At 57.4% G+C, this 14866-nt stretch carries 20 protein-coding genes; 6 read left to right on the top strand and 14 right to left on the bottom strand.

The annotated features are described in order from the left end of the window. Positions 1-171 precede the first annotated feature (171 nt). Positions 172-543 carry a hypothetical protein gene (locus tag IHE39_RS16710; RefSeq protein ID WP_192567238.1) on the top strand — a complete coding sequence of 124 codons (372 nt, stop codon included), beginning with the start codon at positions 172-174 and terminating at the stop codon, positions 541-543. Between the two features lie 56 nt (positions 544-599). Here IHE39_RS16710 and IHE39_RS16705 read toward each other — a convergent pair whose 3' ends face one another. From IHE39_RS16705 to IHE39_RS16690, 4 genes are all read right to left on the bottom strand, one after another. Beyond that, complete coding sequence (locus IHE39_RS16705) at positions 600-821, bottom strand: hypothetical protein (RefSeq protein WP_192567237.1); 222 nt, start codon at positions 819-821, stop codon at positions 600-602. 130 nt (positions 822-951) lie between these two features. Beyond that, positions 952-1605 (bottom strand): acyl-homoserine-lactone synthase, encoded by a 654-nt coding sequence (locus IHE39_RS16700; protein WP_192567236.1) that lies wholly within the window; start codon positions 1603-1605, stop codon positions 952-954. 44 nt (positions 1606-1649) lie between these two features. Further along, the gene (locus IHE39_RS16695) at positions 1650-2327 is read right to left on the bottom strand and encodes an autoinducer binding domain-containing protein (RefSeq protein WP_192567235.1); all 678 of its coding nucleotides are present in this window, start codon (positions 2325-2327) and stop codon (positions 1650-1652) included. Between the two features lie 261 nt (positions 2328-2588). After that, positions 2589-2846 (bottom strand): helix-turn-helix domain-containing protein, encoded by a 258-nt coding sequence (locus IHE39_RS16690; protein WP_192567234.1) that lies wholly within the window; start codon positions 2844-2846, stop codon positions 2589-2591. A 68-nt stretch (positions 2847-2914) separates the two neighbouring features. On the opposite strand from IHE39_RS16690, the gene IHE39_RS16685 reads away from it, so the two are divergent. After that, complete coding sequence (locus IHE39_RS16685) at positions 2915-3118, top strand: hypothetical protein (protein WP_192567233.1); 204 nt, start codon at positions 2915-2917, stop codon at positions 3116-3118. Continuing rightward, complete coding sequence (locus IHE39_RS16680) at positions 3115-4365, top strand: pyridoxal-phosphate dependent enzyme (protein WP_192567232.1); 1251 nt, start codon at positions 3115-3117, stop codon at positions 4363-4365. Before IHE39_RS16685 ends, IHE39_RS16680 begins: the two co-directional genes overlap by 4 nt. Before the next feature lie 11 nt (positions 4366-4376). Here the strand turns inward: IHE39_RS16680 and IHE39_RS16675 are convergent, their stop codons facing one another. The 3 genes from IHE39_RS16675 to IHE39_RS16665 form a co-directional block, all read right to left on the bottom strand. Beyond that, positions 4377-5414, bottom strand: coding sequence for a PLP-dependent cysteine synthase family protein (locus tag IHE39_RS16675; protein WP_192567231.1), 1038 nt, complete (start codon positions 5412-5414; stop codon positions 4377-4379). Then, on the bottom strand, positions 5411-6196 hold the full coding sequence (locus IHE39_RS16670) for a GHMP family kinase ATP-binding protein (RefSeq protein ID WP_246471491.1): 786 nt from the start codon (positions 6194-6196) through the stop codon (positions 5411-5413). Before IHE39_RS16670 ends, IHE39_RS16675 begins: the two co-directional genes overlap by 4 nt. 392 nt (positions 6197-6588) lie before the next feature. After that, positions 6589-7128, bottom strand: coding sequence for a DNA-3-methyladenine glycosylase (locus IHE39_RS16665; protein WP_210327602.1), 540 nt, complete (start codon positions 7126-7128; stop codon positions 6589-6591). A gap of 286 nt (positions 7129-7414) precedes the next feature. On the opposite strand from IHE39_RS16665, the gene IHE39_RS16660 reads away from it, so the two are divergent. The 3 genes from IHE39_RS16660 to IHE39_RS16650 all read left to right on the top strand — a co-directional run bounded on the left by IHE39_RS16660 (position 7415) and on the right by IHE39_RS16650 (position 8937). Continuing rightward, positions 7415-7558 carry a hypothetical protein gene (locus tag IHE39_RS16660; RefSeq protein ID WP_184774386.1) on the top strand — a complete coding sequence of 48 codons (144 nt, stop codon included), beginning with the start codon at positions 7415-7417 and terminating at the stop codon, positions 7556-7558. Positions 7559-7981: 423 nt separating this feature from the next. Further along, positions 7982-8293, top strand: a complete 312-nt coding sequence (locus IHE39_RS16655; protein ID WP_184774383.1) for a PepSY domain-containing protein — start codon at positions 7982-7984, stop codon at positions 8291-8293. A 26-nt stretch (positions 8294-8319) separates the two neighbouring features. Further along, the gene (locus IHE39_RS16650; RefSeq protein WP_184774381.1) at positions 8320-8937 is read left to right on the top strand and encodes a general stress protein; all 618 of its coding nucleotides are present in this window, start codon (positions 8320-8322) and stop codon (positions 8935-8937) included. A 189-nt stretch (positions 8938-9126) separates the two neighbouring features. Here the strand turns inward: IHE39_RS16650 and IHE39_RS16645 are convergent, their stop codons facing one another. The 7 genes from IHE39_RS16645 to IHE39_RS16615 form a co-directional block, all read right to left on the bottom strand. Continuing rightward, on the bottom strand, positions 9127-9699 hold the full coding sequence (locus IHE39_RS16645) for a hypothetical protein (protein ID WP_192567230.1): 573 nt from the start codon (positions 9697-9699) through the stop codon (positions 9127-9129). Between the two features lie 194 nt (positions 9700-9893). Further along, complete coding sequence (locus IHE39_RS16640; RefSeq protein ID WP_192567229.1) at positions 9894-10346, bottom strand: transposase; 453 nt, start codon at positions 10344-10346, stop codon at positions 9894-9896. Positions 10347-10569: 223 nt separating this feature from the next. Beyond that, positions 10570-11277: an autoinducer binding domain-containing protein gene (locus tag IHE39_RS16635; RefSeq protein ID WP_184774375.1), complete on the bottom strand. Its 708-nt coding sequence runs from the start codon at positions 11275-11277 to the stop codon at positions 10570-10572. A gap of 303 nt (positions 11278-11580) precedes the next feature. Continuing rightward, positions 11581-12888: an IncP-type conjugal transfer protein TrbI gene (gene trbI, locus IHE39_RS16630; RefSeq protein WP_192567228.1), complete on the bottom strand. Its 1308-nt coding sequence runs from the start codon at positions 12886-12888 to the stop codon at positions 11581-11583. Positions 12889-12900: 12 nt separating this feature from the next. Beyond that, positions 12901-13335 carry a conjugal transfer protein TrbH gene (gene trbH / locus IHE39_RS16625; protein WP_192567227.1) on the bottom strand — a complete coding sequence of 145 codons (435 nt, stop codon included), beginning with the start codon at positions 13333-13335 and terminating at the stop codon, positions 12901-12903. A gap of 1 nt (position 13336) precedes the next feature. Then, on the bottom strand, positions 13337-14182 hold the full coding sequence (gene trbG / locus IHE39_RS16620; RefSeq protein ID WP_192567226.1) for a P-type conjugative transfer protein TrbG: 846 nt from the start codon (positions 14180-14182) through the stop codon (positions 13337-13339). A 17-nt stretch (positions 14183-14199) separates the two neighbouring features. Further along, a complete protein-coding gene (locus IHE39_RS16615) occupies positions 14200-14862 on the bottom strand; it encodes a conjugal transfer protein TrbF (protein WP_184774367.1) in 663 nt (220 codons plus the stop codon). Positions 14863-14866 lie beyond the last annotated feature (4 nt).

The raw sequence follows: 14866 nt of genomic DNA, 5'->3' as shown, positions 1-14866 counted from the left end.
GTTTTGCCCGGCAGGGTGACCGTGGCGAAGGGGGAACCAGGACCGAGGACGTGGCGTTTTATCATTGGAGCGTGTCCTCCGTGTCCCCACACGTCATAAACGCTCCAGCATGGGGCCTGCCGAGATCCCCTCCCGGCAGGCCCTTCGAAAGCCAAGCTGGAGGAGGCTACAATGTCAAACTCGAACGTCGTGATAGCCGTCGTCCTGGCTCTCAGCGCGTCGCCATCCGTTGCACAGGAACAATCGGGTTCACAGCCTGAGCAAACTTTGGAATCTGCGGAGCCCCAACTTGGCCCCGATCATACGTACATTGATGTTGTCATTGTTGAATTCGAAACTTTGTCAGGACCGACAAAGCAGGATGTGGAAGACATTATTGAACAAACAGACGCTGATGATTTACACGACCTGCAAAACACCATCTCCCAATCCAGGCAAGCGATAATGACGTTGGCGGCGGTTGGAATGAATCCGACGCAAGTGGTTGCCGCTGGCGTGACGCCCGACGGAGTTTTGACCCTGGTCGTGCAACAAACCGCCTGAAGTCCAATCCGCTGCACGGCGGGTGCAGCGGACTCCCATCGCCGAAGCTTGGGTGCTCACGCAGCAGTTTTCACCTCGTGATACGGTTTGTGGCTGCCTTCGGTGAGCAATTCCAACAGGCGCGCCTCATTGGTAATGCCTGTGCCATAAAGGCAAATCAGCGCAGCAGCGTGGCGCTCCTTCTCTGCCTTCGTTGCAGCTGGTGGCAGGCATTTTGCCAGTACTCGAGCCATCAAATCCAGATCGTAAGGATTGTAGCAACATTCACCTAGGGGCATTGAGGGTACCTCCCGATGTCTCCAAGCGCCGTGACCGACCATTTATCTTTGCGCCGTTGAGGTTTGCAGTCGAGTCACTGACGGTTGCAGCCTCGCAAGGGTTCTAGGTCTGGCTGCATAACATTGAGACTTATGCCTCGTGCCCGTTGCGCGCAGGGAATAACGGTGGAACGCCAGATGGATGGAGTACCACTCCTTCCACTCCATAGAAGCGCCTGGTGCCTTCCAGCGCCACTTGTGAGACCTCGATGAGTGCGCCGACTATCTCGCCGTCTTCGCGCTGCATACTCTCACCTAGAACCTCCACTTGCCAGCCGAGCGCCCTTAGTCGATCCGGCCAGAACGCTTCGCACACGACGCTGATCTTTCGAACGCCAAGCCGCAGGCTGGCCTCCAGCAAACCGCAGAGTACCTCCCCTGCCAGGCGCGCGGACCGGTCAGCGGTACGATGCGGATTTGATATGAAGAAGCGGGTCCATTCATAGATGTCAGGGGCGCGGGGCGGTGCGCCATTGGCAAGTTGCGGGAAGACATCGCCCAGCAGATGCGGTTGCGTCGTTGGGACTAACCGCGACCCTCCTATAACGTCGCCGGCGTTATCCAGAGCAAGCAGGTAAATTGCATTCTCCGTATCGAACGCGTCCATCTCGATCTCGATGGGACGCGCAAGTGCCTGCCACTTTCGTTCGACCACATAGATTTCATGGCGTAGCCTGAAATGCTGCTCCAGCTGTTGCTGCCACAGCTTGCGGTGTGACCAATCGACAACGAAGATGCGACCCATGGCGGCCTCCTGCCAGTTTTGTAAAGCAGCCGCAGTATCAGTCGCTATCGCCAAATTTGGTCATTGCCGGCCTGGATTTCTCCAAGGACCAGAGCTTTTGTAATCGCTCGTTGTACGTTATTTGCACCGAGTTTTTCACGGATATGGCGGAGGTGCGATTCAACGGTGTATCTAGACACATTCAGTATGATCGCGATGACTTCCGCGGATTTGCCTGCGGCACTCCACTGAAGCACTTCGGCTTCTCGTTGCCCCAGGATTGGGCCGCATTCGAGCTCAAGGAGGCCTTCAAGCCGGCAGATTGCGTGAAAGGCCTTCAAGCACAGAGCTTCAATCAGAGGCCGTGCAAATGGAGATAAATCTATTCTGTCCCCGGCCGCGCTCACAACCGCTGGCCCTCTGAAGGGGATGTGAATCGGTATGCACAGCCCCTCGTTCATTGCAAAATCCCGCGCCTCATCCATTACGAGCTTGGCACGCGGCGACATATGCTCGGGTTGCAAGTCGCTCCATAAAAAGGGAAAGGCTCGATGCCTGCATCGAGCGACACAAGGGTCATGTTGAAAATGTCCCTCTTCGACATAGCGACGATACCACTCCTGACGCCACCCATCACAGAGGATCTCGCGGTGCCAATATCGATCCTGGGGAACCGGCAGGCCAGTAATCAAAAGGTCGCTGAAGCCGTAGCGGGCCAGATGGCCCTGGAGTGTGCTCAGCACCTCGGCTGTCGTCTTGATTTGCGAAATCTCAGAGGCAGCCTGCCCGAGCTCCAGGATTAGTCTTTCGTCTTCGATCCGTATCGTAGGTCTCCCAAGGTTTGGACAGCACGGAGAGCGCAATCCTAGTATGAGAGGCATGAAGTTCAATGAAACGAAGGTACTATTGAATATATGATTTCGATAACTAAAGATCGTATGGGAGGGAGCGGTCAATAGCCATTTTTTGTCTTAGAACCAACTTTGAAAGCATCTCAGAAAGTATCAATTTTCTTCGCCGTCATGCTCGGGCGGAACGCTCGCATCAAACTCCGTCGGCGATCGAATGAGTTCCCATCCTTCGACTCCAAGGGTCCTCGCCAGGATTTCCAGCGTGTCCAGCGTCGCGTTCCGGCGCCCGGTCTCAACACTGCTTACATACGCACGAGAGAGGCCGGACAAAAGCGACAGGCGCTCCTGCGACAATTCTCGTTCTTTCCGAAGCCGACGCACATTCAAGCCAAGCCGTTGACGTAGGTTCATGGGGCTGCGCCTTTCCTGACCATTATAGAATGGCACACTTTAGGAGTCATTTCTGTTGACTTCAACTGATGCGCCTGCTTGAGTTGAGCGAGAATGGACCCATAGCTTTGAGAGGAATGATGGAGCAAGCATTTCAGCTTCAAAAGGTTAGAAAGGCTGCATCTGAAGACCATGGCAAGCAGTCGAGCATCACGGCATTCCGGTCCATTCCGCACGATCTGGTCGTGGTACACGCCGGCACCGGCAAAGCTTGCCTGGAGTTTCTGGCGTGACGATCGCAACAGGCTATTCCTGCATCAGATGCGAGGCAATTTATCCCGCAGCATTGACGATCGACTCCAGGGGGTGTCCGCTCTGCGCGCCGGTCGCACCTGCAAACCTGGCACCAATCTACGATCGGCCGGCGATCACTCGCGGTTTTGCCAAGGAAGAACATGGTCGTTCGTCATTATGGAAATATGGCCAAAGGCTGCCTTGCGCAGACGAGGACGTCGTCACACTAGGCGAAGGGCTAACGCCTCTGGTCGCCTGTCCGCGGATAGGGGCATCATTGGGCACGGCCAACCTTTTCATAAAGGATGAGAGCCGTAATCCGACATGGTCATACAAAGACAGGTTCTCGACGGTCGCGGTCTCGATTGCGCGTGCGCAAGGTGCAAAGGTGGTGGCCACGGCATCGTCCGGCAATGCCGGTGCTTCACTAGCGGCTTACGCCGCGCGAGCTGACATGGACTGTGTCGTGGCAACATTTGCCGGCACCGCCAGCCCAATGCTGTCCCAGATCAGGAAACATGGCGCCACTGTCCTTTCCCTGGCAAAGAAGGTGGACCGATGGAAATTCCTCGCGGAGGCCCAAGCGCGGTTTGGCTGGTTCATCACGTCTCCGTTCAGCGCGCCTGTCGTGGGTGGTCATCCCCTCGCCATAGAGGGCTACAAGACGATCGCATACGAAATCATCGAACAACGATCCGGTGATGTTCCCGACTGGTGCGTCATGCCTGTCTGTTATGGCGACGCTCTTTCAGGCGTGTGGGCCGGGTTCAAGGAGCTGTTTTATGACGGCCTCATCGACCGGTTGCCTAAGATGGTTGCTGCCGAGGTTCACGGTTCATTGTCGGCCTCGCTCGCCCAAGGAACGGATCACGTGCTGGAACAGGAGGTTCGTTTCGATCCCCTCGCTGTGTCTATTGGCACTTCGCGCAGTACCTATCAGGCGCTTAAGGCAATTCGAGAATCGTCAGGCCAGGCAGTGCCGGTATCCAACGATGGGCTGATCGATATGCAGTCCTGCCTCGCCGCCAGTGAGGGGATATTCGCAGAACTCGCATCAGTGGCCCCTCTCATGGCGATAAGAGCACTGTCTGACCGTGGTGTAATAGAACCCAGATCAAAAGTCATTGCAGTTGTTACGGCTGGTGGCCTCAAGGATCTCGATCGATCGACCGATCCTGCAACAAGCTATGAGTCGTTTGACACGACTGCCGATGCGTGGAGTTGGTTTTTGAATCACAACAACTGACGTAGATATCCTCATCGATCGGTCGTTTGGAGCTGCATCACGTCTTCGAGACTGCGTCGGCGCCAGTCAAAACGGGTCCACGCTGTCTCCGGTTTGGGCTCAATTCTCGAGATTTTCGTCGGGAAAGCAGATGCGGGAGTTCTCCAACCGGGCAAAGTGGAAAGCCAGATATCGTTGTACACGGTGTCGGCATGCCGATGCCCTTCGTCTGGCATGATCACTGCTACCCGTGCCTCTGGATTGGTCTTGCTTACCCACTGCCCGACCAGCGCGGCCGCGCCACTGGTCGGGCCCATGAACATGCCATGTTGCCGGAACAAGCGGTGGGCGGCATGGAACGCTGGATATGCCCCGACCCAATGAATTTCGTCGACCAGCTCGTGGCGAACATTTTTGGGCAAGACACTGTTTCCCAGTCCCCGCAGCACGCGTTTTCCAAGCGGCTGTCCAAACAAGATGCTGCGGTGGGTGTCGACTCCAATGATCTTGAGATCGGGGAACACCGATCGCAAAAAGGTGCCGGTGCCGCAGAGCGATCCGCCGGTTCCAACGCATCCAACCAGGCAGTCGATCTGGCCCATTGAACGTACAAAGAGATCGGCCAAACGAGCATATGCCAGCCAGTTGCCGTCACTGTCGTACTGGCGCGTCCAAAAGGCATCCGGAACTTGGCGCAGAATGCCGTCCAGACTTTCGAGCCGGCCCTTTTGGTTGCCGTCGCCCCGAGGATCGTCAAGTGCGATGACCTCGGCGCCCAGACGCTGAAGTCGTGCCTGGTACTTGGAATCCATCAGCGTCGATGCGGTGACGAGCGTCAAGCGATAGTCGCGCGCGGCCGCCAGGAGCGCTACCGCCATGCCAAATGTGCCTGACGTCGTTTCGACTATATGTGCCTTTCCCTTAAGCTCGCCGGCTGCTTCAGCCCGATCGAGGATGTAGCGGGCGGGCATCAGCTTCATCAATGGAAAGGCTGCGGCAACGACATTCGCTGCCAACCGGGCCATGCGGGGGGTCTCGAGCGCCTCGAAGTAATCGGCATCAAATCTCAACTGGGCCTCCTCACTGAATAGATCGGTTGCACAACGACGTCTTTGAAACCGGCTGTTGCCGCTGCCTCAGCAATGTTGCGCGCAGTACCGGCAACACCGGGAGCCGTTGCGTCCAGGATGATGCCAATGAGAGATCCGCTGTGGGCGACCTGTACGCCGCACGCATCAAAATTGTTGGCGATGCCAAGCGCCGTTGCGAATTGGGCCTTGGCTAGATGGCGTTGGCTGATTTTTGCACTGAGTGTGGCCGCTTGCCCCAACAGGTGTGGGTCCTGGTACTTTATCGAGCGCGCTGCCAACCCTCTCAACATGGCAAATGTCTGGATTTCTTCACTGGAGTAACGAGCGGGCGGCAACGCGAGCGTATCCACCAACTGGCCGTCATTTGCTTTGAAGCCGATCACCCAGATCGGGGGCAGCGCATCTCCGAAATGCTCGATCACTACCCCTTCGCGCTGTGCAAACAGGACGGCTTGGTCCTCAAAGGCTATGGCGTCACTTGCTCGCTCAGCTTCTACCGCGAGGCGACAGACGACCGAGGGTCGAAGCTGCATTTCGAATGCATCTGCAACGGCGCGTATCGAGGCAACGACATCGGCGGTTGAGGATCCATATCCATGGCCCACCGGAATTGCGCTTTCAACCGTAAGAAGGCCGCCCAGATGATGACTGTCGAGGTGCCTTAGAGTGAGGAGCGCCGCTTTAGCGGCCTTCATCTTTTCCGGCGGCACCACGCTGACGCCTTGTTCGTCGGCAACCTCAAATAGAGCGAGCGAATTCATGTGGCTGAGCGGGAGCGTTATCAGGCCACGGTGGAGCCGTCCTCTTTCATCCTGGAAGACGCCCTGGATGAGTTCGCCGTGATGTGCACCAGCTCGACCCGTTCCAGGTCGGTCCAGCGAAGGGGCGTTCGGAAAAACTGCACCGCCCAGAGAACCCCCAGACCCTTTCACCGCTCTTCTCCATCTAGCTTTAAGGCTGGAAACTGATGGAGAACGGAGTAGCTGTCACTCGCCACATTTGGCGATTGACGGTGTTTCAGGACCGGCCGAGGCTCGTTGCCTGCCACAGCGGTCTGCGAAGGGCTGCGATTGCCTCTTCAAAGAGTTCTCGAATCCAATCCTGTGTCTGCCACCAACGGAGAAACGAGCGAAAGAGTCTTCGGCTTCAAAACTCAGTTGAAAGGCCGACTGAGAAATGGCGACCCGCCAAGACCAAAGCGCCACGGGATGTCAACCGCGCGGGTGATGCCGACACGCCTGCCGCTCAAGATGTTGAGATCGTCGATCCTGGTCGCGCCTAGTTCGAACGGATATTGGTCGAGGGCCCATCGGTCGAAGCCGCCGTCCACTCCAAGCGCTTGAGTGAGCTTTCCCGGTCCAGAGCACAGGCTTCTGTCATCTGAAACGTCACGCCTCTCCCGCATCACATCCAGGCCCCAGTGCGGCTCCATAGCCCTGATCAAGACCGCGCTGCCACAGGTGCAGACGAAGTTGAGGCACCAATGGATACCGTAGGACCGATAGACATAGGCAGTTCCAGGATTTCCAAACATTGCTTTGTTTCGGGCAGTGGGACCCCGAAAACTATGCGACGCTGGGTCGTCGGGGGCGTAGGCTTCCGTTTCCACGATAATGCCGCCGCATCCTGAAACCAGGAAGCGGCGGCCAATCAGGCTCTTGGCCACGAGATGGGCAGGTTGGGAGAATTCCAACGTATGTGATTGCACGGGGTGCGACCTTCGGCGAGTTGATGCAGTTCGCCCCCACCGCGCTTCTGGTCGTGGATCGCAGCAAGCTTGCACGACAGGCGGTTTGGTGACTTGGCCCTTTCAGGTTCCTTGCTCAACAATGCCGTCGCATTAATGCGGTTCCATGTCCGATGGAGTTTGATGCAGGCTAAAGGCTCTGGAACCAGTGGACAGTGCACGATCGGTTGGAACTTGCGAAGGGCGTACACGTTCCGTTTCCGCAACTGTGTGATCAACCGGGACAATGACGATGGCCACAACCAAAGCAGGTGGAAAAGACTCCCTCGCCAAGAAGGGTAGTGAAGCTTCAAAGCACCTTCAAACTTCAACGCCGAAAAAGAGTGGCGATGGCAAAAAGGCGCCTGCTGGAAAGGCAGCCAAGTCATCAAAGTGAGTATTTGGACACAAGGAACATAGTTGGCCAGATCCTGGGCGTTCGGTCGCCGAACGCCCAGTTGAAGGAGGCCGTGCCACAAAACAGTTCGACCCTTTTTGCGGGCCCGGTGATATCACGCTGCAGAGCTGTCCGGCGACCTTGTGAAATCATGCTTCGTGAAGTCAAGCTCGTCATGTCACCGCGGCGGTGGCTGCTAGATTTCGGCCCCATCGTCAAGATCCATATCGGCCGCTTGGGCCGCCGTGATGGCAACTCGTTAGGGTCGACGAGGCCGTTTCGACAGCCGCGATAGCGAAGTGTGCCCGCGCTTCGCAATCACATATGCGGCGTCGAATGCGCCTCCACGACTGTCAGAATTTTTTGGGAACTATTACGTCGGCTGGGGGTTTTCCTTCCCGGCAATAGCCAAGGAGAAAACTAGTGAAAAAGCTGATACTTAGCGCGGCAATTCTTGCCGCCACGGGTCTCTGTGCTCAAGCGCAGACCCAGCCGTCAACTGATGGTCAAACCCCTGCTATCGCAACTCCGGATTCTACAAATCCGACCGCGCCCGTCGCAGGTGCGAACAGCTTCACTGAAGCCCAAGCCAAGGCAAAAATCGAAGAGGCCGGATTCCAGAATGTATCGGCTTTGGTCAAGGCGGAAAGCGGAATCTGGCAAGGCAAGGCCACAAAAGACGGCAAGGAAGTTGTTGTCTCGCTCGACTACCAGGGCAACGTCGTAGCTCAGTAGATCTCAGTCGAAGAAGGAAGACCTCAATGGTAAGTGTGACAGGACTGTTTGACAATTATTCCGACGCACAAGTCGCAGTGGACAACCTCGTGCAAGCCGGCATTTCGCACGATGACATCAGTGTCGTCGCGAGCAATGCAGACGGTTCATATGATGACCGCTCGTCGGACACTGCCGATGCAGCCGGCACCGGCGCGGGTATCGGCGCATTGGTTGGCAGCGCAGGCGGCTTGCTCACCGGCCTTGGCGTGATGGCAATTCCAGGTGTCGGGCCAGTGGTAGCAGCCGGTTGGCTAGCGGCGACAGCTGCAGGGGCTGCGGCTGGCGCATTGGCTGGTGGTGCGGCTGGAGGTCTTATTGGGGCGTTAACTGATTCCGGTGTGCCTTCTGAAGACGCACATGTATATGCCGAAGGCGTCCGACGCGGTGGCACACTGGTCACCGCTCGCGTGACCGAAGGTGCCGAGGAAGATGCGGCGCGGTCCATTCTTCAGAACTCCAACTGGGTGGATATCGACCAACGCCGGGCCGCCTATGCTGACGACGGATGGACGGCGTTTGACGAAAAGGCTGATCCGTTTTCGCCAGAGGAGATTGAAGAAGAGCGCAGGCGTTATGCCGCGCGTATTCCGCCAGTACTCTGACCGGTCAGGTCTGCCGATATTGACCGAGAGCCCCGCCACCTCGTCGGTGACGGGGCTCATATTAGAGCGTGCCTTTGCCTTACGGCGCATCAGCTACCTTCGGATTTTGCTCCGCGGGTGCTCAGCCACATCGCCGTCGAGCGCCATGGCGATTATCTATGACCCTGCATGCGCGACGCTACCAGGTACCTAACTGAGATCAAATCGCCCAAGCATCTGCTTGAGCTGCAAGTTCTGTTTGCGCAGATGTTCGGCCAATAGGAGCTTGAGCCTTTTGTTCTCTGCATCAAGGGCGGCTATTTCATCCAAGGAGGCTGGTAACGAGGCTATCTCGGATAGCGCGTCTTGCCCCGCACCTTCCCGCGCCGACCGCTCTCCGCGCTCAACGCTTCTTCGGCGCGTGGATTTCAATCGAGGCTGCTGCACTTCTTTAATCTGCGCAGCAGTTCCGGCCACTGTATGATCAGGATTAAACTCAGGTAACCCCTCTGCCTCCGGACTTCCGACCGGCGGTCCTGCAACAGCGTCGACAGCAATGATTGTCTCAGAAGACGCGATATCGGCCGGACCAGGCAATGGGACTGTACCTGAGCTGGCCAAATCTTTTGGTTTGCCTGAATAGTCCAGATCGGACGCCTGATCTTCAACTTCTCGAGCCAACGCCTTGAGGTCAGTGTCTCCCCAAATCGAGTTGGTCAGCGTCTTTGGCTGTCGCCGCGACGATTTGAACTCAACAACGAACGTCCGCTGTGGCGTCTTCATTCTCAATCCCAGCTGATTCCAGAAAGCCGGCAGTGCCAGTTGGCAGCGTACGAGCTGGTTGCGGACATACAGGGCGCGGTCGTCCGTTGCAACGGACTGCACAAATCAAGTTGCCCGCACTTTCGCGGCCGTGCTGTCAAAGCTGTCTCGTCTTTTAGGCTGACTGATCTTGATCAGCCTGGCTAGCCAATATGCTAATCCAACCCCAACCTTTTGCGCAGCTCGACGTTTTCTGCCTTCAATTTTTCCGCCAGCAGGCCGCGAAGTCGGTTGTTTTCCGCTTCGAGCTGAACCAGCTCGGCCAAGTCGTTACCGCCAGAAACGGCTTTCGCAGCCTTCTTTTCTGAAGATTGTTCATTGCGCTTCCACTGATAGTAGCTTTGTACCGAGATGCCCGCGCTCTTCGTCGCCTCCTGCAAGGTGGTCTTGCCTTGCGCAAGCCTCTTGCTAATCAGATCGAGCTTTTCGGCTTTCTCACGATCGCTATGCGTCTTGCGCTTTGCGCCGGGCGTTTTGGCCGGAGCCGCTGCTGCAGGACGAACTGGTTCCACAGTTGCCTTCTTACGCCTTGGCGATTTCTGCTTTGTAGCCGCAGTTCCTTCGCTCGCTTCGCCGGCAGCAGCCGGTGCAATATTATTGTCAGCCATTTGTGTTGCCCTCATTTGACGGGCCATTACTCGACCGGGCGGCAAACAGAGTCAACACGTTCAGCAAAACCAGCTTCCGAGTGGTTTATACAAATGTAGCCTCGCGCTTGGTACAAATGGCGCGCCGTTGACGTGTTCCAAAACCAGTTTTCAACCCACGTGTTCGCCTTGACGAATAAGCTCTCAGATTACGGCAAAGCTTTGGGATGCTACGGGCATTTGGTCAGATAATGCCCTTGTCTTTGGCGATCGAAACCGCCTGAACCAAATTGGTTGCATCAAGCTTCTTGCGGGCATTATCCAGATAGAACTGTACGGTTCGATATTGAAGGTTGGTGATAACGGAGATTTCTCGCATATACTTTCCCTTCGCTGCCCATTTCAAACATACCGCCTCTTGAGAGGTCAGGTTCAGCGAGCAGCTCGCCAGCTCGATATCAGCAATAGCCCGAAGCCGATGGTGTATGTAAAGAACGGCTTGTTCCGCTCGAACTGCATTGGCAGGGCTATGAAGCAAACTGTCTGTCCTTGCAGAAATGAGCGAGAGCATCAGGACACTGCCATAACTGCCTTGCACGGGAATCGACAGGCCAGAACAAAGACCATACTGCTTGGCCATCGCCCGAAACCGTTTCTCCTCAACAGTGAGATAGCGAGTTGGCCAGTCCCGGGCAGACCAGGTGAACATTTGCATGAGGCGCTTTGCCATCGTAACGACCGGGTCGATGCGCACATATTGGCTCTGCAGATAGGCGTGCTGCCATTCAGGAGGACAGCTGGTGATGGTCGAAGTCTCCTTGGAGTTTATCTCGAAATAGGCGAAGCGTTCAAAACCGCAGGCATTGGCGAATGACTTTAGCGCACTCCGGATCGATCGTTGGTCGTTCGATGTGTCGAGTGCATCGATAAGTGCCGTGATCTGTCCGTCCAAGTGTCCTTCTCCGGGTTCAGAAATCGGTGTGTCGCCGTGATAGCGACCCAGCAATGCCTGAGGTACCGGAGGGATCGTGGCGTGCAATCGCATGATTTGGCGATTGACGTGCCTCGTCCCTTAATCGGTTGGAATTCACTTGCACCTCATCAGGGGACGAAATGTAGTTTCGATGGCGGCATCAGCCCTGCGTGGCGTGCAATGCGGATAGTGTGGGCATGCGACGTGTCCTGTCACCGTCAGTGGCATGTGTGTCCGGTCGCCGGTCAACTCAGCCAGCGCCAGCCGGGCCGCAACGTCGTGTCAGCCGTGATAGGCACCTGGAAAGACAATGTCCTGGTCGACGAGCACGTTGAACATGTAGCCGGGCCGGATTTCGAGGGTCGGTTGAACGTCGAGATTCTTGCTAATGCTACGCTCGGCCACGCGCCCGAAGGTTTCTGCGAAATTCCTCCTCGCCGCATCGGACGCATTGTCCTGGTTCGCACGCGTCGACGATTGCGGAACGGCCATGTCGATGCCTGTGCCTATGATCGCAAGCAGGATCGCTGAGCCGAATGTCTTGAAATGATGGTTGTCGACCTTGTCCTTGAAACCGCCATTGCCCTGCGCGTCAGCGCCGGCCATGCCGCCGATCTGCAAGGTCGAGCCATTGGGAAAGACGATATCGGTCCACACGACGAGCACGCGCGACTGGCCGAATGAAACCTTGCTGTCGTAACGGCCAAAGAGCTTGGTGCCCTGAGGAATGAGCAGACGGTGGCCGGTGGCGCTGTCATAGACGCTCTGACTGACTTGAGCGGTGATGCGGCCGGGCAGGTCCGAATTGATCCCGGTGATCAGCGTGGCCGGAATCACCGAACCGCGTTTCAGCTCGTAGGGCGATTGCTGCGACACGAGCTTGTTGGGCAGATAGCCGAGGTCTCTCATGTCAGCGTTGAAGAAATCACCCTTGGCGCGCTGGCCATTCGGATCGAGGTTCTGGTTGCCGATGCCCGCCTGGAGTGCGGCGGCATAGAGATCACCTGTGGAAGCAGATCTCGCCGATGTTGCCATGGCACCGCCGCTGTTCGGCAGTTCGCTCATGTCGTGCGCTTCAAGTTTGTTGAGGTTGACGGTGAGAGGCGCGTCGTAGGCAGCGTCACTGGCCTGCAGCCGCGCCATTTTCTGGCGATGGCGCTCGCGAATATATTGCTCGCGCTGTTCACGTTCGAGACGCGCCTTCCAGACTGTATCGGGTTCGCCCGGCTCGACAGACTGATCTTCGCTCTGCGGCCGGGTTTCAAATGGGTTGTCGGCCACCTGCTGCGCCTGGGCCTTAGTGGCCGGCGCGGGTTGAGGAAGAGCGGCCTCAGTCGGCTCACCGATGATGCCGTCCGATACTCCGCGTTTGAGCTGGTCGGCATATGTCGATGCCGGATCGCTCGAGGCAGTGTCAAAGCCGTCATCGCCACGAAAAAACAGGCCGCGCGACGTCAGCCCTAAGATGATCACGGCGACGAACATCACGACCAAAATGACGGCGACCACGACCGGCAGCCGGTTGAGGCGGCGGATAGCGGAGCCGCTCTCCTCATTTGGCGCCCCGCCGAGCTTCAAGGATTGAACCATGCCTTGCCTCCTCTATCCGCGACGCATGACCGAGAGCGGACTTGTAGGAGACGCGCCTGACATTGTCGTTTGGTAAGCGCGTGCGAGTTCGACGCTGCTTGTCGACATTCGCACCAGGACCTGCCCCTCATGGATGTCGATGACATAGGCGAGCGGGACCTCCGCTTTGCCGTCGGTCTTCTGATCTGTGGCAACGGCATAACCCCAGCTCTTCAGCGCGGCCTCGAGTGCCTGGCCGAAAGGTGAGCTATCGGGTTTCAATATGATGGTGTGGTTTGCTGGTCCAACCTGCTCGGCGAGCTTGGTGACCATGTCGCCGGCAATGGCACTTGCGGCCGATCCCGAAATCTCAGGCGGCGACGAGCTTTCGACCAGCCCGTTAGTCGTGGACGTCTGGCAGCCGATAAGTGCGCACGATACAAACACAACGGCGAGCATACGCAGCATCTCAGCGCCCTCGCCTGATGGTGATCTTCTCCTGTTTCCAACCGACGCCCGAGACAAGAACGGCGCGCTCGACATGATAGTCCACCACCATCATGTCACCTTTCATCCGATAGTTGACGACGCGGTTCTCACCGCCAGAGACGACAAACAGAACCGGAGCATCCTGGCTGGAGATCGATCGCGGAAACTGGATGTAGGTCTTGGTCCCGTCGGAATAGACCCTTGTTGGCCGCCAGCGGGCATTGCCGGAGACGGCATAGCCAAAGTTCAGCTGCTCGGCGGGAACGCCGGCGCCGGGAACGATGCTCGCCTCAAGCCGTGCATTCATGTCAGCCAGCTTCAAGCTGACATCTTCGGGATACTCGAAACCGACACGCGCCATGTATTGGCTTTCATGGGATTTGAGCTGGATGTGGTAGGTGCGCCGCGAGGTGGTTACCACCATCGAGGTGACAAGACCCGGCTCGGAGGGCTTGACGATCAGGTGGATCGCCTGTCCGCCGATTGCGCCTGAGGTCGCGGGCTCGATCTTCCAGCGCACTGTATCGCCGACCAATACGTCGCGCACCGCCTCCCCTGCCTGAAGCTCGATGTCGCAGACCTGCAAAGGCGAGCACACGACAGACGGCTGGATCTCACCATAAAGAAATATCACCTTGCCGTCGGCGCCCTTGGTGACGAGCCCTTTTTTTCCGCGCCAGAGCCCGGAGATCGCGGCGCCCTTTTGCTCATTGGCACTCATGCCTTCGGCTCGGGCATCCGCAAGCCAGATTGGAGCGGTGGTAAATGCAACGGCAAGGCTGGCTGCGATGGGGAGCGCTGCCCTGAGCTTGGTGGCAATGGTCATGAGTGGGGCTATGCCTTTCATAGCTGGGCGGTCCAGTCGAAGTCGCGGAGGTAAAGACCGATAGGGTTGAGCCGGATGACGCCCTCGTCCTGTGGCGGGGTCAGCGTCACGGTGGCGATGCCGCGGAAGCGGCGCACGGCGGTCTCCTTGCCCTTGCGGTCGCGTTCGAACTCGCTCCAGTCGATCTGGAACGATTGCGGCGAGAGCGCCACGATGTTGTTGACCTCGATGGCAACAGTGGCGGTCTTGGCCTTGTCGAAGGGTGAACTTGAGCGGAACCACGCATTGACCTTCTCGGTCGCCGGATCTGACGTCCTCAACAGCGCATAGGTGCGGTCGATATATTGCTTTTGCACCACGGCATCGGGGGTCACGCTTCGAAAATTGGATACGAAGCCGCCGAGCGTCGCACGCACCACACGCGTGTCGGCATATTCGATCTGTTGCGGGAAACCGGCATGAGCCGAGGTGCCAAGCTTGTCGACTTCCACGATATAGGGGACGAGCTTGACCTGCGTGCTCTGGAACAGGGCATAGCAAAAGCCGATTACTGCCATGAGCATTCCGGTGATGCCAACGATGCGCCAGCCGGCGGCCGCCTTCACATAGGATCCATAGCGCTCGTTCCATTCCTGGCGGGCCGCGAGATAGGGATTTTCGGGCGGGGTGCGCTCGACCATGACA

It is taken from the genome of Aminobacter carboxidus, assembly GCF_014863355.1.
Classification (GTDB): domain Bacteria; phylum Pseudomonadota; class Alphaproteobacteria; order Rhizobiales; family Rhizobiaceae; genus Aminobacter; species Aminobacter carboxidus.
The sequence above is the reverse complement of the archived record's forward strand: the minus strand, read 5'-3'. Positions and strand labels throughout refer to the sequence as shown.